25 protein-coding genes and 2 pseudogenes are annotated in these 25,034 nt (G+C 71.0%); 18 read left to right on the top strand and 9 right to left on the bottom strand.

The features are described from left to right. Positions 1-110 precede the first annotated feature (110 nt). On the top strand, positions 111-1,148 hold the full coding sequence (locus ACWGKQ_RS09885) for a cytochrome c oxidase assembly protein (RefSeq protein WP_453291368.1): 1,038 nt from the start codon (positions 111-113) through the stop codon (positions 1,146-1,148). A gap of 33 nt (positions 1,149-1,181) precedes the next feature. Here the strand turns inward: ACWGKQ_RS09885 and ACWGKQ_RS09880 are convergent, their stop codons facing one another. Together ACWGKQ_RS09880 and eno are read right to left on the bottom strand one after the other, a co-directional pair. Beyond that, a complete protein-coding gene (locus ACWGKQ_RS09880) occupies positions 1,182-1,604 on the bottom strand; it encodes a TOBE domain-containing protein (protein WP_453291367.1) in 423 nt (140 codons plus the stop codon). A gap of 89 nt (positions 1,605-1,693) precedes the next feature. Beyond that, positions 1,694-2,977 carry a phosphopyruvate hydratase gene (eno, locus tag ACWGKQ_RS09875; protein WP_453291366.1) on the bottom strand — a complete coding sequence of 428 codons (1,284 nt, stop codon included), beginning with the start codon at positions 2,975-2,977 and terminating at the stop codon, positions 1,694-1,696. A gap of 100 nt (positions 2,978-3,077) precedes the next feature. Between eno and ACWGKQ_RS09870 the strand changes: the two genes are divergently transcribed. The 4 genes and pseudogenes from ACWGKQ_RS09870 to ACWGKQ_RS09855 form a co-directional block, all read left to right on the top strand. Beyond that, positions 3,078-4,028, top strand: coding sequence for a winged helix-turn-helix transcriptional regulator (locus ACWGKQ_RS09870; RefSeq protein WP_453291365.1), 951 nt, complete (start codon positions 3,078-3,080; stop codon positions 4,026-4,028). After that, the gene (locus ACWGKQ_RS09865; protein WP_453291364.1) at positions 4,018-4,707 is read left to right on the top strand and encodes a M24 family metallopeptidase; all 690 of its coding nucleotides are present in this window, start codon (positions 4,018-4,020) and stop codon (positions 4,705-4,707) included. The genes ACWGKQ_RS09870 and ACWGKQ_RS09865 overlap by 11 nt, the downstream gene beginning before the upstream one ends. A 144-nt stretch (positions 4,708-4,851) precedes the next feature. Further along, entirely contained in the window at positions 4,852-5,640 is a 789-nt protein-coding gene (locus ACWGKQ_RS09860) for an SAM-dependent methyltransferase (protein ID WP_453291363.1), read from the top strand. Positions 5,641-5,669: 29 nt separating this feature from the next. Beyond that, positions 5,670-5,843: pseudogene (locus tag ACWGKQ_RS09855) on the top strand (nucleotidyltransferase domain-containing protein); the annotation flags it as partial. A gap of 47 nt (positions 5,844-5,890) precedes the next feature. Here the strand turns inward: ACWGKQ_RS09855 and ACWGKQ_RS09850 are convergent. From ACWGKQ_RS09850 to ACWGKQ_RS09840, 3 genes are read right to left on the bottom strand one after another with little or no spacing between them, the layout of a single operon-like run. Beyond that, on the bottom strand, positions 5,891-6,424 hold the full coding sequence (locus tag ACWGKQ_RS09850; protein ID WP_453291362.1) for a GNAT family N-acetyltransferase: 534 nt from the start codon (positions 6,422-6,424) through the stop codon (positions 5,891-5,893). Between the two features lie 57 nt (positions 6,425-6,481). Then, a complete protein-coding gene (locus ACWGKQ_RS09845; protein ID WP_453291397.1) occupies positions 6,482-7,414 on the bottom strand; it encodes an MFS transporter in 933 nt (310 codons plus the stop codon). Continuing rightward, positions 7,414-7,557, bottom strand: coding sequence for a hypothetical protein (locus tag ACWGKQ_RS09840; RefSeq protein WP_453291361.1), 144 nt, complete (start codon positions 7,555-7,557; stop codon positions 7,414-7,416). The genes ACWGKQ_RS09845 and ACWGKQ_RS09840 overlap by 1 nt, the downstream gene beginning before the upstream one ends. Before the next feature lie 81 nt (positions 7,558-7,638). Here ACWGKQ_RS09840 and ACWGKQ_RS09835 point away from each other — a divergent pair, with 81 nt between their 5' ends. From ACWGKQ_RS09835 to ACWGKQ_RS09825, 3 genes and pseudogenes are all read left to right on the top strand, one after another. After that, positions 7,639-8,082 carry a MarR family winged helix-turn-helix transcriptional regulator gene (locus ACWGKQ_RS09835; RefSeq protein ID WP_453291360.1) on the top strand — a complete coding sequence of 148 codons (444 nt, stop codon included), beginning with the start codon at positions 7,639-7,641 and terminating at the stop codon, positions 8,080-8,082. Between the two features lie 164 nt (positions 8,083-8,246). Continuing rightward, on the top strand, positions 8,247-9,092 hold the full coding sequence (locus ACWGKQ_RS09830) for an MOSC domain-containing protein (protein ID WP_453291359.1): 846 nt from the start codon (positions 8,247-8,249) through the stop codon (positions 9,090-9,092). Between the two features lie 13 nt (positions 9,093-9,105). Continuing rightward, positions 9,106-9,219 (top strand): annotated as a pseudogene (locus ACWGKQ_RS09825) (integrase); the annotation flags it as partial. Positions 9,220-9,271: 52 nt separating this feature from the next. Here ACWGKQ_RS09825 and ACWGKQ_RS09820 read toward each other — a convergent pair. Beyond that, a complete protein-coding gene (locus ACWGKQ_RS09820) occupies positions 9,272-9,955 on the bottom strand; it encodes a hypothetical protein (RefSeq protein ID WP_453291358.1) in 684 nt (227 codons plus the stop codon). Positions 9,956-10,257: 302 nt separating this feature from the next. On the opposite strand from ACWGKQ_RS09820, the gene hemL reads away from it, so the two are divergent. From hemL to ACWGKQ_RS09770, 10 genes are all read left to right on the top strand, one after another. Further along, positions 10,258-11,586 carry a glutamate-1-semialdehyde 2,1-aminomutase gene (hemL, locus tag ACWGKQ_RS09815; protein ID WP_453291357.1) on the top strand — a complete coding sequence of 443 codons (1,329 nt, stop codon included), beginning with the start codon at positions 10,258-10,260 and terminating at the stop codon, positions 11,584-11,586. Beyond that, positions 11,583-12,275: a histidine phosphatase family protein gene (locus ACWGKQ_RS09810; RefSeq protein WP_453291356.1), complete on the top strand. Its 693-nt coding sequence runs from the start codon at positions 11,583-11,585 to the stop codon at positions 12,273-12,275. The genes hemL and ACWGKQ_RS09810 overlap by 4 nt, the downstream gene beginning before the upstream one ends. 135 nt (positions 12,276-12,410) lie before the next feature. After that, on the top strand, positions 12,411-13,664 hold the full coding sequence (locus tag ACWGKQ_RS09805) for a hypothetical protein (protein WP_453291355.1): 1,254 nt from the start codon (positions 12,411-12,413) through the stop codon (positions 13,662-13,664). Between the two features lie 56 nt (positions 13,665-13,720). Continuing rightward, the gene (locus tag ACWGKQ_RS09800) at positions 13,721-14,311 is read left to right on the top strand and encodes a TlpA family protein disulfide reductase (protein WP_453291354.1); all 591 of its coding nucleotides are present in this window, start codon (positions 13,721-13,723) and stop codon (positions 14,309-14,311) included. A 1-nt stretch (position 14,312) separates the two neighbouring features. Next, positions 14,313-15,083 carry a cytochrome c biogenesis CcdA family protein gene (locus ACWGKQ_RS09795; RefSeq protein WP_453291353.1) on the top strand — a complete coding sequence of 257 codons (771 nt, stop codon included), beginning with the start codon at positions 14,313-14,315 and terminating at the stop codon, positions 15,081-15,083. 3 nt (positions 15,084-15,086) lie between these two features. Then, entirely contained in the window at positions 15,087-16,799 is a 1,713-nt protein-coding gene (gene resB, locus ACWGKQ_RS09790) for a cytochrome c biogenesis protein ResB (protein ID WP_453291352.1), read from the top strand. Beyond that, the gene (gene ccsB, locus ACWGKQ_RS09785; protein WP_453291351.1) at positions 16,796-17,905 is read left to right on the top strand and encodes a c-type cytochrome biogenesis protein CcsB; all 1,110 of its coding nucleotides are present in this window, start codon (positions 16,796-16,798) and stop codon (positions 17,903-17,905) included. Before resB ends, ccsB begins: the two co-directional genes overlap by 4 nt. 76 nt (positions 17,906-17,981) lie before the next feature. Continuing rightward, positions 17,982-18,587 carry an RNA polymerase sigma factor gene (locus ACWGKQ_RS09780; RefSeq protein ID WP_453291350.1) on the top strand — a complete coding sequence of 202 codons (606 nt, stop codon included), beginning with the start codon at positions 17,982-17,984 and terminating at the stop codon, positions 18,585-18,587. Next, a complete protein-coding gene (locus tag ACWGKQ_RS09775; protein WP_453291349.1) occupies positions 18,584-19,489 on the top strand; it encodes a CU044_5270 family protein in 906 nt (301 codons plus the stop codon). The genes ACWGKQ_RS09780 and ACWGKQ_RS09775 overlap by 4 nt, the downstream gene beginning before the upstream one ends. 37 nt (positions 19,490-19,526) lie before the next feature. After that, entirely contained in the window at positions 19,527-19,922 is a 396-nt protein-coding gene (locus tag ACWGKQ_RS09770) for a hypothetical protein (protein WP_453291348.1), read from the top strand. Between the two features lie 55 nt (positions 19,923-19,977). Here ACWGKQ_RS09770 and ACWGKQ_RS09765 read toward each other — a convergent pair whose 3' ends face one another. From ACWGKQ_RS09765 to ACWGKQ_RS09755, 3 genes are all read right to left on the bottom strand, one after another. Beyond that, positions 19,978-21,525, bottom strand: a complete 1,548-nt coding sequence (locus ACWGKQ_RS09765; protein WP_453291347.1) for a hypothetical protein — start codon at positions 21,523-21,525, stop codon at positions 19,978-19,980. A gap of 25 nt (positions 21,526-21,550) precedes the next feature. Beyond that, positions 21,551-23,650, bottom strand: coding sequence for a hypothetical protein (locus tag ACWGKQ_RS09760; RefSeq protein ID WP_453291346.1), 2,100 nt, complete (start codon positions 23,648-23,650; stop codon positions 21,551-21,553). Positions 23,651-23,721: 71 nt separating this feature from the next. Then, complete coding sequence (locus ACWGKQ_RS09755) at positions 23,722-24,864, bottom strand: helix-turn-helix domain-containing protein (RefSeq protein WP_453291345.1); 1,143 nt, start codon at positions 24,862-24,864, stop codon at positions 23,722-23,724. Positions 24,865-25,034: the final 170 nt, after the last annotated feature.

The following is a 25,034-nucleotide window of genomic DNA, read 5'->3' as shown; positions in this document are numbered from 1 at the left end:
CCGCCGATTCTGCCCGAGCCCCGATGCCGGGCCGGGACAGGTCGGGTATAGCGTCGCGCAGTGGACCTGACCTGACCCGTTTCGTCCCCGACCGAAGGAGGGTGAGCCGGATGGCCGAACTGACCGTGGGCCGGCTGCTGACGTCGTGGCAGCCGGATGTGCCGGCGCTGCTGCTGGTCCTGGCCCTGGGCGCGCTGTACGGCTGGGGCGTGCGGCGGGTGCGCGCCGGGGGCGGGTCCTGGTCACCGGCCCGGACGGCCGTCTTCGCGGTGCTGGGCCTGGGCACCCTGGTCGTCGCGACGATGTCGGGCCTGGCCGTCTACGACCACGTGCTGTTCTGGCCCGCGGCCGTACAGAACATCCTGCTCGACCTGGTGGCCCCGCTCGGCCTGGCCCTGGGCGACCCGCTGCGGCTGGCGACGGAGGCGCTGCCGCCCGACGCGGCGGCGCGGGTCCGCCGCGCGATGACCGGCCGCCTGGTCCGCTTCCTGACCTTTCCCCTGGTCAGCACGGCCCTGGTGCTGGCCACCGAGCTGACGGTCTACTTCACCCCGTACTTCGCCACCGCACTGCGGGTGGGCTGGCTGCACGAGCTGATGTACCTGCACCTGCTGCTGGCGGGCAGCCTCTTCGTCGTACCGGTACTGACCCGCGAGGAGACCCTGCCGGCCTGGTGCACCCATCCGGTGCGGGCGGCCCTGGTCTTCCTGGACGGCGTGATCGACGCGGTGCCGGGAATCGTCGTGATGACGCACGGCACGCTGATCGCCGGGGCGTGGTACCTGCACCACCACCCGTCCTGGGCCCCCGACGTCCAGTACGACCAGCAGATCGGCGGCGGTGCGATGCTGAGCATCGCCGAGCTGGTCGCCCTGCCGTTCCTGCTGGCGCTCCTGTTCCAGTGGGCGCGGGCGGAGCGGGCCCAGACGGCGGCCCTCGACCGCCACCTGGACGTGCAGCTCGCCGCGGTGCCCGTCGCGTCCCCGGCCGCTGCCGCTGCCGCTGCCGCTGCCGTTGCCGTTGCCGCTGCCTCTGCCTCCGGCTCCGCCTCCACCCCCGCCTCCGCCCCCGAACAGGTTCGCCCCTGGTGGGAGACGGAGGAGAACGAGGTGGCGGCGAGGATCCGCCGGCAGCACGGCGAGAAGTGACCCGGACTCCCTTCGGCGACGACGTGCGTGAGGTCACGCGGTCGCGAGGGACACCTCGGTCGCCTTGATCAGCGCCACCACCGGCGCCCCGGCCGTCAGGCCGAGATCGCCGACCGCGTCCTTGGTGATCGCCGCGGTGAGGGCCTGACCTCCGTCCACGGCGACCTTGACCGTGGCCATCGCGCCGCCGGTGGCCACGTCGCTGACCGTGCCGGGCAGCTGGTTGCGGATGGACACGCCCGGCACGCGGGCGGTGGCGAGCGCGACCTCGGTGGACTTCACCATCGCGCGTACGGCCGTACCCTCGGCGAGCCCCAGCTCGCGGACCGCCTCCAGGGTGATCGCGGCGGTGAGCTCCTGGCCGCCGTCGAGCCGGACCTTCACGGTCGCCATCACCTCGCCCGGGGTGACGGCGGTGACGGTGCCGGGGATCTGGTTGCGGATGCTCAGGCTCATGACGGCCGCCTCGGGAGAAGAGGGATGGTTTGTCAGTGTTTCTACCGACTTCGCCTCTCCAAGTTAGCGGGTCCCGAGGTCGTCCCCGTTCAGCGGCGCAGGCCCAGTGCCTCGGCGCCCGCGTAGCGGGCCTGGAGGCCCAGGTCCTGTTCGATCCGGACGAGTTGGTTGTACTTGGCGGTGCGGTCGGCGCGGGACAGCGAACCGGTCTTGATCTGGCCGCAGCCGGTGGCGACGGCGAGGTCGGCGATGGTGGTGTCCTCGGTCTCGCCGGAGCGGTGGGACATGACGACGGTGTAGCCGGCGCGGTGGGCGGCGGCGACGGTGGCCAGGGTCTCGGTGAGGGTGCCGATCTGGTTGACCTTCACCAGGATCGAGTTGGCGATGCCGTCGCGGATGCCGGCCCGCAACAGGGTCTCGTTGGTGCAGAAGACGTCGTCGCCGGTGAGCTGGCAGCGGTCGCCGAGCCGGGCGGTCAGGTCGCGCCAGCCGTCGTGGTCGTCCTCGGCCATCGGGTCCTCGATCGACGCGACCGGGTAGCGGTCGACGAGGGCGGCCAGGTACTCGGCGTGTTCGGCGGGGGTGCGGCGGACGCCCTCGCCCGTGTAGTCGTACACCCCGTCGCGGAAGAACTCCGAGCTGGCCGGGTCCATGACGAGGGTGATGTCGGTGCCCGGCTTGTAGCCGGTCTGCTCGACGGCGCGGACCACGAAGTCCAGGGCCTCCTCCGCGGTGCGCAGGTCGGGGGCGAAGCCGCCCTCGTCGCCGACGTTGACGCTGTGGCCGGCGGCGAGCAGGTTGCCGCGCAGGGTGTGGAAGACCTCCGAGCCCATCCGGACGGCCTCGGCGAAGGTCGCCGCACCGATGGGCGCGATCATGAACTCCTGGAAGTCGAGCGGGTTGTCGGCGTGGGCGCCGCCGTTGACGATGTTCATCATCGGGACCGGCAGGAGCCGGGCGTCGACCCCGCCGACGTAGCGGTACAGCGGGAGGCGGTGGGCCGCGGCCGCGGCCTTGGCGGTGGCCAGGGAGACGCCGAGCAGGGCGTTCGCGCCGAGGCGGGACTTGGTGTCGGTGCCGTCCAGTTCGATCATCGTACGGTCGACACTCGCCTGGTCCTCGGCGTCGAGACCGACGACGGCGTCCGCGACGCTCTCGTTGACGGCGTCGACCGCGCGCAGCACCCCCTTGCCGTGGAAGCGGGCCGGGTCGCCGTCCCTGAGCTCCACGGCCTCCCGGGCGCCGGTGGAGGCCCCCGACGGGACGGCGGCGCGGCCGAGCGAGCCGTCCTTGAGCTCGACGTCCACCTCGACGGTGGGGTTGCCCCGGCTGTCGATGATCTCCCGTGCGACGACGCGGCTGATGGCGGTCACGATGCATCTCCTCACGCTGGGCCCGCGGCTCTGTTCGCCGGGGGCAGTAAGTTTCAATCCGAAACAAAGTGAGTCCCGAAAGGGAACTTACTATGGGTGCATGAGGATGCACAACGCCGACGAGACGTGTGGCGTCGCCCGGGCCGCGCTGGTCCTGGGGGACTGGTGGAACGTGCTGGTGCTGCGGGAGGTCGCCCGCGGACACGTCCGCTTCGACGCCCTGGCCGCCGAGATCGGCCTGTCCAGGAAGGTGCTCACCGAGCGGCTCGGCGGGCTGGTCGCCCAGGGTGTCCTGCGGCGCAGCCTGTACCAGCGGCGCCCGGTGCGTTACGAGTACCTGCTCACCGACTCCGGTACGGCACTGCTGCCGCTGCTCGTCGCCATGCAGGACTGGGGCGACCGGTGGGTCCTCGGCGACGGCACCCTCACCGCGACGGCGGACCCGGACGGCGCCGAACACGCCCGCGTCCACGCCCTGCCCGGCACCCGTCTGCCGGACGGCCTCGAACTGCCCGGGGCCGAGGGGGCCGAGGGGGCCGAGGGGGCCGAGGAGGCCGAGGGGGTCGAGGGTGCCGAGGTGCCCGTCGTCGCACCGGACGCCCCCGCCACCGTGCTGTTCACCTACCCGGGAACCGGTGTCGAATGGGGCCCGATCCCCGGTGCCGCGGGCTGCACTCTGGAGAACCGGCTCTTCCGGGACGCCTGGCCCGACTTCCGCCGCGCCGGTGTGGCCGTACGCGGGATCAGCACCCAACTCACCTACGAACAAAAGGAGTTCGCCCGCGCCGAGCGGCTCCCGTTCCCGCTCCTCTCCGACGCCGCCCACCAACTGGCCGCGGCGCTGCGGCTGCCGGTCTTCCGCGGCGCGGGCCGGCTGCGGCACAAGCGCCTGATCCTGGTCGTCGATGCCGAACGGACCGTACGGCACACACTGTTCCCGGTCACCGACATCCCGCACGCGGTCGAGGAGAGCCTGCGACTGGCCGCCGCCCTGCGGAACCCCGTTGCCGGGGACGACCGGGGCTGGCTAGGTTCGGCCCATGGCGGATGACGAACCCGAGCGCGCAGCGCGCCTGCTGGAAGCCCAGGACAAGGCCGTACGGCTGTTCGCGGAGATCGAGAAACGCGGGCTCGTCGCGCCCGGCGAGGGGGAGCGGGCGGTCAGCGACCGGATCCGGGACCTGGCGAACGAGATGTTCGGCACGACCCGGCACTGGCACAAGCGGATCGTGCGCTCCGGCCCGAACACCGTGCTGCCGTACAAGGAGAACCCGCCGGACCGGACGATCGGCGCGGACGACATCGTCTTCGCCGACTTCGGGCCGATCTTCGAGGAGTACGAGGCCGACTTCGGCCGGACCTTCGTCCTCGGCGACGACCCGGTCAAGCACCGGCTCCGGAACGATCTGCCGAAGGTCTTCGCCGCCGGCCGACGCTTCTTCGAGGCCGACCCGGGCATCACCGGGGAGCAACTGTACGCCGAGGTCGAGCGGCTGGCCGCCGAGGCCGGCTGGGAGCTGGGCGGCTGGCACGCCGGGCATCTGGTGGGCGAGTTCCCGCACGAGAAGATCGACGGCGCGGACGTCGAGTCGTACATCACGCCCGCCAACGACACGCCACTGCGCCGCACCGACAAGGCGGGCCGCACCTGCCACTGGATCCTGGAGATCCATCTCCTCACCCCGGACCGGAAGTTCGGCGGCTTCCACGAGGAACTGCTCACTCTCTGAAGCCCCCTTCCGCCGTGCCACCACCCAAATCCCCCCGCGCACAAGGCAGATGAAACCCCGGAGTACGATCGCCGCGAACCACGCCTGTATCTGCCACCAGTTCTCACGACCTCTCGCGACCTCTCACGGCGCTATGGAGTTGCCATGACGACCAGCCCGCAGCCGTCCCCGTCGATAGACACCAGCAGGGCACACCCCGCGCGGGTCTACGACTGGCTGCTCGGCGGCAAGGACAACTACCCGGTCGACGAGGCGGTCGGCGAGAAGCTCCCGTCCGAGGCGAAGGACGCCGCCCGGCAGAACCGCCAGTTCATGCACCGGGCGGCCGGGTGGCTCGCCCAGCAGGGCATCGACCAGTTCCTGGACATCGGCACCGGCATCCCCACCGAGCCGAACCTCCACCAGATCGTGCAGAAACTCGTGCCGTCGGCCAAGGTCGTCTACACCGACAACGACCCGATCGTCCTCCGGCATGCCGAGGCGCTGCTGATCAGCCGCCCCGAGGGCGTCACCGACTACATCCAGGCCGACGTGCGCGACCCCGAGGCGATCGTCCGGCACGCCCGCCACGTCCTGGACTTCGACCGCCCGGTCGCACTCTCCCTCATCGCGCTGATGCACTTCATCAGCGACGAGCAGGGCGCCCACGACATCGTCCGGGCCCTGGTCGACACCCTGCCGTCGGGCAGCTACCTGATCCTCTCGCACGCCGCGTCCGACCTGTACCCGGAACTCGTCGAACAGGTCGTCGCCGAGTACGCCAGGGGCGGCATACGGCTGGCCTTCCGCCCCCGCCCGGAGGTGGAACGCTTCTTCGACGGCCTGGACCTCGTCCGCCCCGGCCTGGTCACGGCGACGGAGTGGTTCACCACCACCCCGGCCCCGGAACCGGAGGGCAGCGGCATCTACGCGGGCGTGGCCCGCATCGGCTGAACTCGGCGACCGGCGTGCCCACGGCGATGATGACGGCAGACGACGTCCTGTCCACCCTGGCCGTGCTCCGCGCGGCCGGGGCCGACGTCTGGATCGGTGGCGGCTGGGGCATCGACGCCTTGCTCGGCGAGCAGAGCCGCCCGCACCGTGACCTGGACCTGATGCACCGCCAAGTCCAGGAACCGGCCGTCCTGGCGGCTCTTGTGGACTCGCGGGACCACGCGGCAGGGTGACCGGCGGCTCGGCCGGCTCACGCCTGGAATTCGGTGAGGTCGATGCTGTGGACGTGCAGCGGATAGCCGTACACCGGGTGCGCCGTCTCTCGCTCCGGCACCATGCCGAGCTTGCGGATGACGTTCTCGGAGGCGTCGTCGCCCACACGGCTGATGCTGATGACGCGGTCGAGGCCGCGGTCCTGGAGCGCGAATTCCAGCGTGGCCTGGGCGGCTTCGGACGCGTATCCCTGACCCCAGAACTGCGAGCCGAGCCGCCAGCTGATCGCCACGGCGGGCAGTACCTCCGGCAGGAACTCGGGCACGGACAGCCCCGTGAAGCCGGCGAGCTCCCCCGAAGCCAGCAGCTCGACGGCGAAGAGCCCGAAGCCCTCCTCGTCCCACTCCTCCTCCCACTGCTCGATGGCTTCCGCCGTGTGGTCCAGGTCGCGCACCGAGCCGTCGTCGATCCAGCGCATGACCTGAGGGTCCGCGTTGATGTCCGCCATGGGCGCGAGGTCGTCGTCATGCCAGCGACGGAGGAGAAGGCGGGGCGTACGGATCTCGGTCATGGCGCTCATCCTGCCGAAGGCAACGGCCTCAGAGGTAATCGGCACCCACCCGCGCCATCAAGTTCCGCGGCAGGCCCGCGCGAAAGAGGGCGAGCCCCGAAGACCCCGCCCGCTACCGGTGAAACCCCGGATCAGGGCCGTACCGAGCAGTACGGCTGATGCCGGTGGACGGTTTCCAGCAGGGGAGCTGTGTTCGGTGCGGACGGACGGATGGCGCAGCAGGCGAAGCTGAACCAGCGGGTTCTCGGCGCGCAGCTGCTGCACGGTCCAGACCGCGAAGAGCACTGCCCCGGCCGCCAATAGACCGATGATCACTGGCGAACCCCAACCCCACTGTGTCCCCTCCGCCACTGCCACCAGCGCGGTGACCAGTGCCAGTGCGAGCAGCACGGCCCCGACCCGGTCGAGCCGGTCAGGGGCGCCACGCCCCGCGCTCGTCGGTACGACCGCGGCGACACAGATCAGCGCGAGGCCGGACACGATCGCGCCGAACCAGTACGCACCCGCCAGTCCCCACGCCCCGGCGATCCACCCGCTGATCGGGTAACCGGCACCGAGGCCGGCCCCCGCCGACACCGACAACAGCGCGATCATCGGCGCCACCTCGGCCGGAGGCAGTGCGTCCCGAGCAGTGGCCATCGCCAACGGCGCCAGCCCGAGCCCGACGCCTTGTAATCCGCGGCCGACGAGCAACACCCCCATGCCGCCTGCCGACGCAGCCACGACACCGCCCGCCATGACCACGGCCAGGCCGCCGAGCAACGTCACTCGCCGTCGCGGGCCGTCGCCGAGCCGGCCCAGGACCGGGGAACTCACCGCGCCGACCAGCAGCGCCACGGTCAGCGACCACTGCGCCGTGCTCAGCGACTCATGAAAATCGCGAGCGACCGTGGGGATCAGCGGAGCACCGAACGAGCTGATGATGCTCGAGACCAGCGTGGCCAGCACCAGCACCGGTCCGATCAGCGCGCTGCGACGCCTCTCGGTCATCACCGCGCCCCGTCGGTCCGCCGCGTGCTGACATCGCCGTCCGTGACCTGAACGTAGGACGGATGGCAGGAGCGCGCGATGTCGATCGCGGCATCGTCCGGCTGACCGATGATGCGCGGGGTCTGCATGTGGCCGACAGCCATGAGATCTCCTCGCCAAGTCCGTGCGACTTGCACGCAGTCACCGTACGCCCATTCCGTGCGGTTCGCACGTATCATGGGCGGATGGCGAACAGGGAATTGGCACGTGACCTGGAGCAAGCGCTGGGACAGTTGCTGCTGCGGCGCAACCGGACCGCGCTCTACGACGCGATCCTCGACTCGGCGCCGACCGGTGTCGATCGTCAGACCTACCCGGTACTGAGTGGGCTGGCTCGGCTCGGACCGCAATCGGCGGCGCGGCTCGCCGACGAGGTCGGTATCGACCGATCCGGCGCAAGTCGCTATGCCGACCGACTCGAAAGCGCGGGCCTGCTTGAGCGCAGTCCCGACCCCCGCGACGGCCGGGCCACCCTGCTCGCATTGACGCCCGAGGGCCGCGCCGCGGTCACCGGCCTCCGCGACGCGCTGACCCAGCACCTCGCGGCCCTGATCGCGGACTGGCCCGATGGGCAGGCGCAGGCGCTGATCGACGGTATTCGCCTGCTCATCGCCACACCCCCGGACTGACTTCTTCAGCCACCGGTGCCGGACGGCATCCTCGGTCCGCAGGACGTGCGAGTGGACCGATCCGGCGTCCCACCGGAGTTCGGTGGGTTCTGCGAGGAACTGCGCACCCTCTGACATCGCACTGACGTGCCCGTCACCGGCCCGTCTCCACCGATACTTCAGCCATGGGGACTGTGGCAGCGTTGTACCGGTATCCGGTGAAGTCGATGCTGGGCGAGGCCGTGATCGCCGTGGCGGTCACGGAAGGCGGATTCCCGGGGGACAGGGTCTACGCCGTTCTCGACGAGACGGGCGCGGTGGGCAGTGCCAAGCACCCGCGCAAGTGGGGGGCGCTGTTGCGCTGCCGCAGCCGCCTGGACGAGTCCGGCACGGTCCGGGTCGTGCTGCCGGACGGCACGGCTCTGCCGGTGGAGGATCCCGGACTGGACGCGCGGCTGTCCGAGTTGCTGGGCCGGCCGGTGTTCCTCTCGGCCGCCGTACCGGAGCACAGCAGGCTGGAGCGGGCCGTGCCCGAGTACGAGGGCGGGGTACCGGACTCGGTGCGGGAGACGGCGGCCGTCGATGAGACCGGGGCGAGCATCACGACCGGCGGTGTCGCCCCGGGGACCTTCTTCGACTTCGGCCGGGTCCATCTCGTCACCACGGCGTCCCTGGCCCGGATGCGCGGGGTGTATCCCGCCGGGGACTTCGACGCTCGCCGCTTCCGGCCGAACCTCGTCGTGGACACCGATGGCGGGCCCGGTTTCCCTGAGGATGCCTGGCTGGGATCACGACTGCGCGTGGGGGAGGCGTTGTTCAGGGTCCTGGTGCCCACTCCCCGTTGTGTGGTCCCCACGCTCGGCCATGACGAATTGCCGGCAGATCCCGGCATCATGCGAGCGGTTGCCCGCGATCACCGCGTACCCGTGTTCGACCTGGGCCGGCTCTCGTGCCTCGGCGTGTACCTGGACGTGCTGGAAGCGGGAACGGTCCGGGTGGGCGATGCGATCACTCTGGACGCGGCCGCGTGACTCCGGTGGGCAGCTCGGCCACTCGGACCCGGGATTCACGCTGCGGACGTACACGCACCCGCTGCCGTCCAGCGAGGCGACCGACGACGCCTTCGCGGAGACGGAAGCTGAAGCGGCAGACGGCGGCACCAAAAAGGGCGAGGCCCGAAGACCCCGCCCGATCCGCATAAAGCTCCTGCTCAGGGCCACACAAGGCAATAAGGCTGATGCCCCGCCTCATGCAGCCGGTGCGAGAAGTCCTGCCACTCGTGCAGCAGCTGGTACACGTTGAACGCGTCCCTCGGGCCGCCCCGGTCCGGGACCGTCGACCAGATGAAGGCCGCCGCGCCCACCGCTTCCTCGCCGATGCCGCGGAGTGGGTCGACCACCGTCATGGGGAGTTTCACGACCGCGTAGTCGGGGTGCAGCACCACCAGCTCCAGCGGCGGCACCTTGTGCAGCGGTACGCCTTCGATGCCCGTCAGGACCATCGCGGCCATCGTCTCCGGCTTGATCTTCGTGAACATGCCGTTCATGCCGAGCTCGTCGCCGCCGAGTTCCTCGGGACGCATCGAGATCGGGACACGGGCCGCGGTCGCGCCGTCCGGTGCGCCGAAGTATTTGTACGTCACCCCCACCCGACCACCATTCCTGCTCCCGGTCTGAACACGGTCGATCCGCCGATCGCTCCGCTGGTCCCGATCCCTCTGATCGCGGTCCCGCTGATCGATACGTCGGTCGCGCCGCTCCGACTCACTCGGTACGCCCTGTTCATGACGTGCTGCTTCGGCAGATTCCTCCGCGTCGCGCCGGTGCCTTCCCCGATGGGCTCGTCGAGGACCCAGGTCATCGGTCCCCTCGCCCAGTCCGCCACCGCGATGCATATCTCCACCCGACTGCTTTTCTAGGACGCGTGGCCCCCGCCGCGCAACCCGATCATCGTGTCAGTGACCTCCCCCACGGCCGCCCGCCGAAACGTGCGTCGAAACATCAGTCCGCAGGATCTTTACAGCCTCCGGCCGCCTGCGTGCCGGATGAGCTGGGTGTATCGGGTCACAGTCTCGCAGATGCCCCGGGCCCGGTGCGGGGACCGCCGCCCTCCGCTACGAGGAGACCACCCTCTTCCGCCTACCCTGAGGAGGTCACCAAGCATCCGGAGTCCGAGAAGTCGGAGAAGTCGCACGTCATGAGTGCCCAGAGCGAAACGCCCTATCCCTACGACGCGCCCGTCTCACAGGCGCTCTTCGACCGCGCCTCCGTCGTCACGCCCGGCGGCGTGAACTCCCCGGTGCGCGCCTTCCGTGCCGTCGGCGGCACCCCCCGTTTCATGGTCTCCGGCAAGGGGCCCTACCTGACGGACGCCGACGGCCGTGAGTACGTCGACCTCGTGTGCTCCTGGGGGCCGATGATCCTCGGGCACTCGCGCCCCGAGGTCATCGCCGCCGTCCAGGAAGCCGTCGCCCGCGGTACCTCCTTCGGTACGCCCGGTGAGGGCGAGGTCGCCCTCGCGGAGGAGATGGTCGCCCGGATCGAGCCCCTGGAGCAGGTGCGGCTCGTCAGCAGCGGGACGGAGGCGACCATGTCCGCCATCCGGCTCGCCCGCGGGTTCACCCGGCGCACCAAGGTGATCAAGTTCGCCGGGTGCTATCACGGGCACGTCGACAGCCTCCTGGCCGCCGCCGGGTCCGGCGTCGCCACCTTCGCGCTGCCCGACACCCCCGGTGTCACCGGCGCCCAGGCCGGCGACACCATCGTGCTGCCGTACAACGATCTGGAGGCGGTGCAGGAGGCTTTCCACCGGCATCCCGGGGAGATCGCCTGCGTCATCACCGAGGCATCGCCGGGCAACATGGGCGTCGTGCCGCCCGCGCCCGGGTTCAACCAGGGGCTGAAGAACGCCTGCCGCGAGAACGGCGCCCTGTACATCTCCGACGAGGTCATGACCGGGTTCCGGACCAGCCGCGCCGGGTGGTTCGGGATCGACGGCGTGGTGCCCGACCTGATGACCTTCGGGAAGGTCATGGGGGGCGGCTTCCCGGCCGCGGCCTTCGGCGGCCGCGAGGACGTCATGGCGCACCTCGCCCCGGCCGGGCCCGTCTACCAGGCCGGCACCCTCTCCGGGAACCCCGTCGCCACCGCCGCCGGACTCGCCCAGCTGCGGCTGCTCGACGACGCGGCGTACGACAAGGTCAACGCCGTCTCCGCACAGATCCAGGGGCTCGTCAGCGAGGCGCTGGGCAAGGAGGGCGTCGCGCACCAGGTGCAGACCGCCTCCAACATGTTCTCCGTCTTCTTCACCAACCGCCCGGTGCGGAACTACGAGGACGCGCGGGGCCAGGAGTCGTTCCGGTTCACCGCCTTCTTCCACTCCCTCCTCTCCGATGGCGTCTACCTGCCGCCGTCGTCCTTCGAGTCCTGGTTCGTCTCCACGGCCCATGACGAGCGTGCCGTCCAGAAGATCGCCGACGCCCTCCCGGCGGCGGCCCGAGCGGCCGCGGAGGCCACGGCAGAATGAGCGAGCAGAGCGAGCAGCAGGACATCACCGTCGTCCATGTGATGCGGCACGGGGAAGTGGCCAACCCGGACGGGGTGCTGTACGGGAGGCTTCCCGGCTACCACCTCTCCGAGCTCGGCCGGCAGATGGCCGACCGGGTCGCCGAGCACCTCGCCGGCCGGGACGTCACCCACGTCGCCGCCTCCCCGCTGGAGCGCGCGCAGGAGACCGCGACCCCGATCGCCAAGGCGCACGGGCTCGACCTCGGCACCGACGAGCGGCTCATCGAGGCCGAGAACATCTTCCAGGGCAAGACCTTCGGGGTCGGCGACGGGGCACTGAAGAACCCGGCCAACTGGAAGTACCTCGTCAACCCGTTCCGGCCGTCCTGGGGCGAGCCGTACGTCGACCAGGTCGTCCGGATGAAGGGCGCGCTCGACTCGGCCAGGGACCGGGCGCGCGGGCACGAGGCGGTGCTGGTCAGCCATCAGCTGCCGATCTGGATCCTGCGGTCGTACGTCGAGAAGCGCAGGCTGTGGCACGACCCGCGCAAGCGGCAGTGCACCCTCGCCTCCCTGACGACTTTCACCTACGACGGCGACAGGATCGTTTCCGTCGGGTACAGCGAGCCGGCCATCGACCTCGTTCCGGCCCACCTATGGGCCGGCGTCAAGCCGGTGAAGGGGAAGGACAAGGCCTTCGGGGCGTAACACCCTCATCACATACGGCACTTATCCGAGCCTTTGTCACATTCGGCTTGAAACAGCAAAGAAGTGAAGGAACCCGATCGTTCGTCGTGCCCTCTGACTGGGTGACCACCAGAGGACGCGACGAATCGGGGAACCATGCGCACCTTCACCCGAAGGGGAATACTCGGCGTCGGCGCGGGCGTCACGGCCGGCCTCGGCCTCGCCGGCTGCGGCACCCACACACCGTCGGACGGCACGACCCATGCCGGCGGTTCCAGCCAGAAGCCCTCCGGGAAGCCCGCGCCCACCGCCCGTCCCCTCGGTGACGGCTCCACCTCCCGCACCGGCAAGCAGCCCCACCAGCCCGCCGCCCCCGAGCCGCTGGAACCCGGCCAGACCCCGCCGCAGTTCGTGATCTTCTCCTGGGACGGCGCCGGCGAGGTCGGCACCGGCCTCTTCCCGCGCTTCCTCGACCTGGCCAGGGAACACGGCGCGGCCATGACCTTCTTCCTCTCGGGGCTGTACCTCCTCCCCGAGTCGAAGAAGCGGCTCTACAACCCCCCGAACAACCCCCGCGGCGCCTCCGACATCGGCTACCTCACCGACGAGCACATCAAGGCCACGCTCACCAACGTCCGCCGGGCCTGGCTCGAAGGGCACGAGATAGGCACCCACTTCAACGGGCACTTCTGCGGCGGCTACGGCACCGTCGGCAACTGGACGCCCAAGCAGTGGCTGAGCGAGATAGACCAGGCCAAGGGGTTCGTGAAGGAGTGGCGGACCAACACCGGCTGGACCGACCTGCCCGCGCTCCCCTTCGACTACGACAAGGAGCTGGTCGGCGGCCGTACCCCCTGCCTCCTCGGCCAGAACAACCTGCTGCCCACCGCCCGCGAGCTCGGCTGGCGCTACGACGCCTCCTCGCCCGGCGGCCGCCAGGTCTGGCCGGCGAAGAAGCTGGGCGTGTGGGACCTGCCCCTGCAGCAGATACCGTTCCCGGGCCGTTCCTTCGAGGTCCTCTCCATGGACTACAACATGCTCGCCAACCAGTCGGTCAACTCGACCAAGGCCCCGGCCTACAACTACCCGGGCTGGCGGACCCAGTCGGCCCAGGCGTACATATCCGGATTCGAGCGGGCGTACACGACGAACCGGGCGCCGTTCTTCATAGGCAACCACTTCGAGCATTGGAACGGCGGCATCTACATGGACGCCGTCGAGCAGGCCTTCAAGCACATCGCCCGGGAGAAGGAGAAGGGCGCCGACGTCCGGCTGGTCTCCTTCCGGCAGTTCGTGGACTGGATGGACGTCCAGAAGCCGGAGGTGCTGGCGCAGCTGCGCACCCTGGACGTGGGACAGCGGCCGGCCGCCGGCTGGAAGACCTTCCTCAAGCAGGGGACGGCCGCCTGAAGTGTCCGCGAGGGGGGTGCGCAAGATCCCCAGAACGGGCATGCGAAACTTTTCACATGAGTACCCGTAGCCGCGCCCTCCTGCTCGGCGCCATGGCCGCCACGGCGGCCCTGACCCTGTCCGCGTGCGGCAACGGCGGCACCTCCGGCGGAGGCGGCAACACCAACTTCGTCACCGGCAAGGACGGCATCGACACGGTCGCTCAGGGCCACCGCGCGGCGGCCCCCGACCTGTCCGGGAAGACCATCGACGGCAGCACCCTGAACGTCGCCGACTACAGGGGCAAGGTCGTCGTCATCAACGTCTGGGGCTCCTGGTGCAGTCCCTGCCGGGCCGAGGCGCCCTACTTCGCCTCCGTCTCCAAGCAGTACGCGGGCAAGGGCGTCCAGTTCGTCGGCATCAACACCCGCGACACCAGCACTGGTTCCGCGGTCGCCTTCGAGAAGCAGAACGGCATCGACTACCCGAGCCTGTACGACCCGACGGGCAAGCTGATGCTCCGCTTCAAGAAGGGCACGCTCAACCCGCAGGCCATCCCCTCCACCCTGGTACTCGACCGGCAGGGGAAGATCGCGGCGCGCTCGCTGGCGGCGCTCAGCGAGGAGAACCTGCTGAAGATGCTCAAGCCGGTCGTCGCGGAGAAGTGACGTGAGCGCACTCGTCACACTCGCGGCCGACGGCAACAACGCGACCGTCCTCAACGGCGCCCTGGTGCTCGCCCTGCCGATCGCGCTGCTCGGCGGGCTCGTCTCCTTCTTCTCCCCGTGCGTGCTGCCCCTCGTACCCGGCTACCTCTCGTACGTCACCGGGGTCGCCGGTACCGACCTCGCGGACGCCCGGCGCGGACGGATGGCCACGGGCGCCGCGCTGTTCGTGCTCGGCTTCACCGCCGTGTTCGTGTCGGGCGGTGCGCTCTTCGGCTACTTCGGCTCGACGCTCCTGGAGCACTCCAGCGGGCTCAGCAAGGTGCTCGGCGTCCTGATGATCGCCATGGGTGTGTTCTTCATGGGCCTGATGCCCTGGTTCACCCAGCGCGAGTTCCGCTTCCACAAGCGGCCGGTGGCCGGGCTGATAGGCGCTCCGGTGCTCGGTGCGCTGTTCGGGATCGGCTGGACCCCGTGCATCGGCCCGACGCTCTCCTCCGTGATCGTCCTGTCCTCCCAGCAGGGCAGCGCCGGCCGCGGCGCCATACTGACCGTCGCCTACTGCCTCGGACTCGGCGTCCCCTTCGTCGTCACCGCCGTCGCCTTCCGTAAGGCGCTCGGTGCCTTCGGCTGGGTCAAGCGCCACTATGTCTGGGTCATGCGTATCGGCGGCACGATGATGATCGTGACCGGTGTGCTGTTGCTGACCGGGGCCTGGGACGGCCTCGTGCAGCAGATGCAGGGCTGGTCCGACGGCTTCACTGTGGGGATCTGATCAATGAGCAAGACCGAAACCGACAACAGCGAGCAGGACCAGCGGGAACTCGGTGCGGCGGGCTCCCAGCTCTCCACCGCCCCCGCCGAGCCGCCGATCGCCCCCGGCCTCGGTGTGATCGGCTGGGCCCGCTGGTTCTGGCGGCAGCTCACCTCGATGCGGGTCGCGCTGCTGCTGCTCCTGCTGCTGTCGCTGGGCGCGATCCCCGGCTCGCTGATCCCGCAGTCCGGCGCCGACATCAACAAGGTCGCCGACTTCCAGAAGGCCCACAAGACGCTGTCGCCGGTCTACGACAAGCTGGGCCTGTTCCACGTCTACAGCTCGGTGTGGTTCTCGGCGATCTACATCCTGCTGTTCGTCTCCCTGGTCGGCTGCATCATCCCGCGCGCCTGGCAGTTCGTGGGCCAGCTGCGCGGCCGTCCGCCGGGCGCCCCGAAGCGGCTGGACCGGCTCCCCGCGTACACGACCTGGCGGACGGCGGCCGAGCCGGAGCAGGTCCGCGAGGCGGCCCTGAAGCTGCTGAAGAAGCGGCACTTCCGCGCGCACCTCGCCGGGGACGCGGTCGCCGCCGAGAAGGGCTACGTCCGCGAGTTCGGCAACCTGGTCTTCCACATCGCGCTGATCGTGCTGCTGATCGCGTTCGCCTCCGGCCAGATGTACAAGTCGGACGGCACCAAGCTGGTCGTCGAGGGCGACGGGTTCGCCAACTCGATCCTCCAGTACGACGACTTCAAGTCCGGCTCGATGTTCAGCACCGACGACCTGGTGCCGTTCAGCTTCGACCTGAAGAACTTCCACGCCACCTACCAGACCAGCGGCCCCAGCAAGGGCACCCCGGTCACCTTCACCGCGGACATCGCCTACAGCGAGGGGGCCTACGGCAAGCCGAAGCGGACCACCATCAAGGTGAACGAGCCGCTGCACATCGACGACGCCAAGGTCTACCTCGTCAGCCACGGCTACGCGCCCGTCATCACCGTCCGCGACAGCAAGGGCAAGGTCGTCTACCACGACGCCGTCCCGCTGCTCCCGCTCGACGCCAACATCAGCTCCCAGGGCGTGGTGAAGGTGATGGACGGCTACCGGAACGCCCAGGGCGTCAGTGAACAGCTCGGCATCTCGCTGTTCTTCCTGCCGACCTACAGCGGCGGCTCGTCCGTCCTCTCCTCCTTCCCGGCGCTGGACAACCCGGTGCTGAACCTGACGCCGTACCACGGCGACCTCGGTGTCAACTCGGGCATCCCGCAGAGCGTGTACCAGCTCGACAAGACGCACCTGAAGGAGTTCAAGGACTCCAAGGGCGCGCAGTTCCGGGACAACCTGAAGCCCGGGCAGACCATGCAGCTGCCGAACGGCGCCGGTTCCGTGACGTTCGAGAAGGACGTCAGGGAATGGGCCGGCTTCGAGATCGTCCAGGAGCCCGGCAGCGGCTGGGCGCTGGGCGGTGCCCTCTCCGCGATCTTCGGCCTGGCCGCCTCGCTGTTCATCCAGCGCCGCCGGGTGTGGGTGCGTGCGGTGCGGGGCGCCGACGGCATCACCGTCGTCGAGATGGCCGGGCTGGGCCGCAGCGAGTCCGCGAAGGTGCCCGAGGAACTGGGCGACCTCGCGGGCATCCTCTACGACCAGGCGCCGGGGGCCCCCGATCCCGGCGATGATCACCCCGCAGAATCCCCCGACCCCGAAGTCGTACCTGCCGAAGGGGCTGAGAAGCGATGACTTCCGCCGCCGCAACCGCGCTCGACGCAACGACCCTCGCCGCGACCAACGAGCATCTGGCGAGCATGAGCAACACGCTCGTCTACTCCTCGATGGCCGTCTACACGCTGGCCTTCTTCGCCTACATCTTCGAGTGGCTGCTCGGCAGCCGCAGCCGGGTGGCGCGCACCGCCAACGCGCTCACCACCAAGGCGGACGCGAAGAACGCGCCGTCCGTGACGGTCAAGAAGGCCGGCGGCACCGCCGTACTGGAACGCCCGCAGGTCGTCGTCCGCTCCGCGGCCGGCTCCCGGGACGTGCCGGACGGGCCCGGCGCCCACGGCGGCGACGAGCAGGGCGACCTCTACGGCCGGATCGCGATCTCCCTCACGGTCCTCGCCTTCCTCGTGGAGCTGGCGGGCGTGGCCACCCGCGCGGCCTCCGTGCAGCGGGCGCCGTGGGGCAACATGTACGAGTTCAACATCACGTTCTCCACGGTCGCGGTCGCCGTCTACCTGACCCTCCTCGCCCTGAAGAAGAACGTCCGCTGGCTCGGCCTCTTCCTGATCACCACGGTCCTGCTCGACCTCGGCCTCGCGGTCACCGTCCTCTACACGGCGAGCGAGCCGCTGGTCCCGGCCCTGCACTCGTACTGGCTGTACATCCACGTCTCGACGGCGATCTTCTGCGGCGCGGTCTTCTACGTCGGCGCGGTGGCGACGATCCTCTACCTCTTCAAGGACGCCTACGAGAGCAAGCTGGAGAACGGCGGCAAGCCCGGCAACTTCGCCACCTCGGTCCTGGAGCGCCTGCCCGCCTCGGCGTCCCTCGACAAGTTCGCCTACCGGGTGAACGCGGCGGTCTTCCCGCTGTGGACCTTCACGATCATCGCGGGCGCGATCTGGGCGGGCAGCGCCTGGGGCCGCTACTGGAACTGGGACCCGAAGGAGACCTGGTCCTTCATCACCTGGGTCGGCTACGCCTGCTACCTGCACGCCCGCGCCACCGCCGGCTGGAAGGGCCGCAAGGCCGCCTACCTGGCGATGATCGCCTTCGGCTGCTGGCTCTTCAACTACTACGGCGTCAACATCTTCGTGACCGGCAAGCACTCGTACGCCGGCGTGTGAGTCCCTTACCGACAAGGCCGGTTCCCGTGACGCAGCTCACGGGAACCGGCCTTCGTCGTACGACAGGTAAGGGGACGTGGACACACATCTGCGAAGACGCATCCGCGCCGGGGACCACGACGCCTTCGCCCGCCTCTTCGACGCGTACGCGCGCTCGGTCTACAACCACGCCTACCGCCTGACCGGCGACTGGGCCACCGCCGAGGAGGTCGTCTCGCTGACGTTCCTGGAGGCGTGGCGGCTGCGCACGGCCCTCGACGAGGACGGCGGCTCCCCGCGCCCCTGGCTCCTCGGCATCGCCACCAACGTCACCCGCAACCAGCGCCGGGCCGCCCGCAGACACGCGGCCGCCCTGTCCCGGCTGCCCCGCGAGGAGCCGGTACGGGACTTCGCCGACGAGATCGCCGGGCGCGTCGACGACGCGGCCCAACTGGCCCTTGTGCGCGCGGCGATGACGAGGCTGCGCAGGCCCGAACGCGAGGTGCTGGCGCTGTGCGTGTGGTCCGGCCTGGACTACGCGGCGGCGGCCGAGGCCCTCGGCGTGCCCGTGGGCACGGTCCGCTCCCGCCTCTCCCGCGCCCGCGCAAAACTCGCGAAACATATGGAACTCCCCTATCCGCACGGACAGATGAGAGGTGACCGCACCACTGCGGTCGGGCCCCTGAGGGAGGGAAACCGATGAACCCGATGAACCCGATGTCCGAGCAGGACCTTCCGCCGGCCCGTCACCTACTCCTCAAGGAGCATCTGATGACCGAGATCCGACGGGAAGAACGCCGGCTGTCCCGTGGCTGGCTGCGGCCCGCACTGGTCGGCGCCGCCGTGGCGGCCGTCGCCGCGATCGCCGTCACCGTGGCCGTGCCGTCCGGGGGCGCCGCGGAGCCGCACGCGTCCAAGGAGGCCGTGGCCCTCCTCGGCGACATCGCGCTCGCCGCCGAGCACGAGAAGGCACCGGCCGGCATCCGCGACGACCAGTTCGTGTACATCAAGAGCCGGACCGCCTTCGCGGTCTCGGCGAACGGCGGGCCCGCGAAGCTCCAGCCCGTCCACGACCGGGAGGTCTGGGAGTCGGTGGACGGCACTCGCGACGGCCTGCTGGAGGAGAACACACCGGACAACGAGCACGTCTCACTCGGCAAGAAGAACAAGAAGGCCGGCGAGTGGTCGGCCTACTACCGGGACCTGGCCAAGCTGCCGACCGGCACCGGGGCGATGCACGACTGGCTGTACCGGGTCAGCGCCCGCGAGGTCGACGCCGATCGCCCGGACCCGGACGACGCGGCGTTCACGCTCTTCGCCGACCTGATCCAGGAGTCCCTGATGCCGCCGAAGGTGAGCGCCGCGCTCTACCGGGCGGCCGCGACCATCCCGGGCGTCGAGGTGGTCCACGACGCCACGGACCTGACCGGCAGGGAGGGGGTCGCGATCACCCGCACCACCCGCGAGCAGAAGGCCCGGCTGATCTTCGACGAGAAGACGCTCGCGCTCCTGGGGGAGCGGGTGTACGACCTGCACGGCAGGTCTCTGGGCGGCACGTCGATCATCCGGCGGGCCGTGGTCGACAAGGCGGGGGAGCGCCCGTAGGGGTGCGGATCCCGGGGGCCGGGGTCAGTCTGGTGTCATGGCCGGTTCCATAGAACAGGGCACCAGTCAGACCCACGGGAGAACGCACATCCTCCACTTCCTGGTGCGGCTCCCGAAACCGACGGACCAGGTCTGGCCGAGCCTCGCCACGCCGGAGGGGCTGGCCGCCTGGTTCACCGCGGTCGACGTCCTGCAACCGAGACTGGGCGGCACGGTCACCCTGGGTGACCTGGGCACGGGCAGGGTGACCGCCTGGGACGTCGACCGGATCGCGGAGTACACGGTGGAGGACGGCGGCAGAATCCGCTTCCACCTGGAACGCGCCGGCGAAACCGCCAGCACCCTCCGCTTCACCCACGAGTTCAAGGGCAAGGGCGAGACGGAACCGGCGTGGCGCACCCGATTCGAGCACCTGATCGACACCTTGGGGTGAGCGCCCCTTTAGGGGCGCGGGGAACTGCGCGACCAGCCCCCACCGGGCCCGCAGCTCACGACGGCGGCAGACACTCCCCACTGGGCGGCTTCCCCTCCGGCCACGCAATACGAACGAACCGCGACCCACCCTCCGCCCTCAGCTCGACAATCGGCACCGCCTTGTCGTACGGATTCCCGTGCGCATCCAGGCAGATCCACCCACTCGCCCCGTCCACCCGCAGCGACCCCTTCACCTGCGGCCACTGCAACCCCACGTCGGCCAGCGCCGGCACGGACCTCCCCTCCGGTACCGCCTCGCGAATCCCGTGCACCGCGAGCCGCATCGCGTCGTACGCGATGATCAGCTGCCCGTCCTCCAGGGCCACCGGCCCGATCGGCCCGACCGGCGCCTTCTGCGCGCTCTTCAGCAGCCCCGTCAGCGTCGCCATGTCCGCCGCCGAACCGCCGGTCGCCGGGCTGCCGCCGCCCCACGCGTCCGGATGCGCGAGGGCGGTGTAGCGCACCGAGAGGTTGTGCCGCAGGGCGCTGCGGTCCAGCTTCTTCTCACCGGTCAGGTACGACCCCTCGTCCCCCGTCAGCACCGTGAACCTCCGGTCCTGGCACCCCCGTCCGCCCAGCGCGTTGATGAACTGCCGCAACTGGGTGTGCCGGCCGGCGAACAGGATCGTGTCCGTCGTCCGCGAGGTGTCGCAGACCAGGTTGGTGATCTGCCGGAAGGTGTTCGCGGTCGTCCCCTCCTTGCTGCGGTCGGCCGGCGGCGTGAACGGCTGCGGCTCGTACGGCGACCCCTTGATCAACGCCGCGAACGCCGTCTGGAGCGTCCGCGTGTACGGATCGCCCGGCTTGTCGTACACCAGCAGCGCCCGGCCCGCGCTGACCTTGGCGAAGGAGGCCAGGGCGCGGGCCTCGTCGGTGTTGGTCGGGGACACCCGCGCCAGACCGGGGAAAGGATCCTTGCCGCTCCGCCCGTTGGCGAGGTCGTCGGCGGTGATCGACGACCCCACCACCGGAATACCCAGCCGGGTCAGCTCTTTGACGGCCTTCTTGTTGTCGTCGGTGCTCTGCCCGACCCCGGCGACCGCCCGCAGCCGGTCCGTGCCGCCGGTCATGCCCGCCAGCTGCGTGACCATCCGCTGCCAGTACCGGCTGGTCGCACCGGGGTTGGCCAGCGCCAGCCGGATCGCCGGGGACTGGCCGTTGGAGTCGTGGTTGGCCTGGTACTGGGCCAGGTAGGCGCCCTGGAGCTCGTGCTGGATGTCGGCGAGGCTCGCCGCGGGCGTCGCGGTGTACGGCAGCATCACCGCGACCGTCACATAACTCCCGGGCTTGAGGCGGGCGTTCTCCCGGGCGATCGCCCGCACGGTGTTCCGCAGCTGCGGATGCCCGAAGTCGAAGGCGGTCGTCGCCACGCCCACGCACTCGTCGCTGCCCTGGGGCCGGGCGACGCCGGGCGCGCACGAGCGGTCGTCGTGGGTGAGCACGCGCACCCCCACGACCAGGCCGGCGATCACCGCGGCCGTGACCAGCAGGGCCAGAAAGCGACGCAGCGGAATCTCCCAGACGCCCTCCCGCAGCCACGTGCCCACGCCCCGCCCGGCCATCACGCCACCCCGCTCCGCCGCATCATCACGCCACCCCGGTCCGCTCGTCGTCGCCCTCGTCGTCCTCCCCGTCCTCCACCGGCGGGCGCCCCGCCAGTGCGGCCGCCGGCCACTCCCGGGAGGCCCGCCACAGCAGCGCGTTGCCGGCCGGCCGCAGGTTGGACAGCTGCTCCAGTTCGAAGCGCAGCCGACGGGCCACCGTCCGGTCGGGCAGCACCAGCGGGTCGGTCAGCAGCCACACCGCGTGCAGCAACCGCCGTATCCGCAGGTGCAGTACGGCGTCGGCGCCGTCCAGGCCGTCCGGCACCCGCTGCTGGTCGTCGGTGCGGCCGAGTGCCACCGCCGTCCGCCGGTCGCCGTGGCCGGTGGAGTCACGGCCCTCGGCGTCATGGGCGTGGAAGTAGGGCGCGGAGGCGATGAACCGCAGGGTGTGCAGCCAGGTCCGGGTGTCCAGGACCGGGAAGCCGTCGCGCAGGTGGGCGACCGCAGGACCGGTCCGGCCCAGGGCCAGCTGGTGGTGCAGCCGGAAGCGGTCCTGCCCGTCGGGCCGGTCCCGTGTGTAGTACGCGACCAGCGTCTCGTGGGCGGTGCGCCAGCCGCTGTGGTCGGCGTCCCGCAGATGCAGCCGGAGCAGCAGCAGGGTGCGTACGAAGGGGTCCCCGACGAACTGGCCGGGCACGGTGGGCAGTCCCTCCTGGGCGAGCCGGTTCTGCAGGGCGCGTACGTCGGCCGGGCCGAAGTCGTCCGGGAGCAGGGCGGCGGCCAGCGCGCACGCCGAGTCGTGGTCGTGGGCGGCGGCGAGCACGGTCAGCTCGTCGAGGCGGTCGGCGGGCACCAGCCGGTCGAGGAGCAGAAGGTAGGCGGGGGTGGCGGGGCCGTCCTCGGCCGGCTGTACGTCGGCGGTGAGCAGGTCGCCCAGCGAGCGCGCCCGTTCCGGATGCTGGGCGGCGGCCTCGGCGAGCAGGGCGATGCCCAGCGGGTTGCCGCCGGTCAGCCGGTGGACGGCGTGCGGGAGCTGGGGCGCGGCCGGGGCGGCGACCAGGTGCAGGGTGTCGTCGGGGGTCAGCGGCGGGAGCGCGACCAGCAGCGCCCGCGAGGAGGGTACGGCCGGGTCCGGCGTCCACTCGCTGTGCCGGGCGACCCCGGCCAGCTCCCGCCGTACCCCGCCGCGCAGCAGCCGCCGGCCGTCGCCGCGCAGTCCGGCGACGAACGCCACCTGGTCGGCGATGCCCTCGGCGCGGTCCCTGAGCACCGCCTCCACCAGGCCGGGCCCCGGCCCGGTCTGCACGTTGTCGAGCAGCACCAGCGGTCTGCCGAGCCGCTGCATCCGCGGCATGACACCCGCGTACGCCTCGGTCAGGTCGGCGAGCAGGGCCCGGACCAGGTACCGCTCGGCGTGCTCGCGGGAGGTGCCGCCCGCCCGGAAGTGCCCGGAGAGCAGGATCAGGCCGCGCTGGGCGTGCCCGCCCGCGTTGGGGTACGTGCGGTACCAGACGGACGCCTTCTGGTGCCGGCGGCTGCTGAAGCCCTCGGCGATCGACTCCAGGGTGGCCTCGATGGCGCCGGAGACCAGCGGCCCGGTCCCGGTCGCGGCGGCGACCACCTTCGCGGCCACTTTCCCGGCCCATCGCCCGGCGAACCCGCTGATCCACGAGCCGCTCTCGTTCAGCAGCAGGATCCGCTCCACCTCGCGCCGGATCCGCTCCGAGTCCGCGTCGCCCCAGCCTCCGGCGGCCACCGCGACCAGGCCGGACATCAGCCGGGGAAACGTGATCCGCCCGGCGCCGGTGACCGGTTCGGCGAGCTGCTCGGCGACGACCAGCAGCGCCTGCCCGACCGGTGACCAGGACGCGGCGGGCCGCTCCGGCGGCGGGGCCGAGAACTGCTCCTCCGCACAGTCGACGAGCGCGACCGGGGTGTGCCCCTGGTAGGCGTCCCGCAACTCGCCGAGTACCGCGCTCTTGCCGAGCCCCCGGGCCCCGGTCAGCACGACGAACGGCAGCTCACCGGGGTGTTCCAGGGGAAGGGCGCGGTGCTGGTACGGCCGTAACCCGACGATTCTCGGCACGAGCCCGGCCGGCTCGACGTCGAACAGCGCCCCGCGCCCGTGCAGCCGTCTGTGCAAGGCAGTCCCCCCTCAACACGAGTGTAGGAAGGGGGAGTTGCTTCAGGCCATAGCACAGGGTGTCCGTATGGTTACGAAACCGGCCCGGCCGTGGGCCTGTTCTGAACGGGTGCGGCCGGTGTCCACCGCTTGCGGGCGTCGAGGAACTTGCGCCGGGCGACCACCCGCGCGGTGCGGGACGGCACCGGCACCCTGGGGTACAGGCAGGCGTACAGCCTGGCCTCGTACAGCGCCCGGGCCAGTCCCGCGGAGGTGAGCACGAAGCCGCCGGTGCCGCCGTCGGGGGTGCGTTCGCGGGTGATCAGCCCCTGCGCGGCCAGCCCCTGCCAGGCCTCCGGTTCACCGAAGTCGAGCAGGCGCGCCTCCGGTACCGCCTCGGCGTTCAGCAGCCGCACCACCAGCCGCCACTGCCGGCTGGTCATCGCCTCGGCCAGGAACCGGGTCCAGGAGACGGCCGCCTGGACCGCCGCCTGCTCTATCCGCTCGGTCAGCTGCTCCATCCGGTCCCGGGCCCGGCGGATGTCGTCCTCGTCCTGCCCGTAGGCGGCGGTCGCCGCTTCCTCGGCGCGCTGCCGCAGGTCGCCGCGCAGCCGCCCCAGCTCGTGGTCGACCAGTCGGCAGGTCATCCCGACCGAACGCCTCAACAGCGGCGCCAGCGCGCGCAGTTCGGGCTCGTCGGCACTGACGCCGGCCGGCCTGCCGGTCTCGTGGGCGCGGCGGAACAGGGCGGCCAGCAGCCGGGCGATCTCCCGGCGCCGCTCCGCCGCCTGCGGATGCGAGTCGAGCGAGCGGTGGACGGTGCGCGGACTGACCGCGAAGACCTCGGCGAGCCGCTGCGGCAGGGTGGCGTACCGGCGGGCCGGGAGTTTGGCGTGCAGCTCCAGGTCCCGGTAGGTGTTCCGGCTGATGCCGAGCCGCTCGGCCGCCTCGGCGCTGGTGAGGCCCGCCGCGACGCGCAGCCGGCGGATGGCGTCCGCCGCGTCGGGCACCGCCGGGCAGAGCCGGCGCGGCGGGATGCCGAAGACCTCGGCGAGCTGCTCGATGCGCTGCGGCTCGGGCACCGAGGTGCCCTTCTCGTAGGCGAGGATCCGGGACTTGGAGGTGCCGACGCGCCGGGCGAGTTCGGCCGCGCTCAGCAGTCGGCCGTCGACGCGCCGCCGCCGTCGTACCTCGCGCAGTGCCGCGGAGCTGAAGGGTGCCGTGCCACGGGCCATGAGAACGCCTTCCCACGCACGTCACGCCGGACACGCGCGCGGGAGCGGTACCGTTTCGGCCCTGTTCCCGGTGGCCGCACACCCGGTGGGGGTGCCCGGCGCGCCGACCGCGCCGCAGGCAGAGTGGTCTCCTGGTACCGTCTAGGGTTCGAGAGGGTTCTCCAAGTGGT

It is taken from the genome of Streptomyces sp. NPDC054770 (assembly GCF_053611985.1).
The sequence above is the reverse complement of the archived record's forward strand: the minus strand, read 5'-3'. Positions and strand labels throughout refer to the sequence as shown.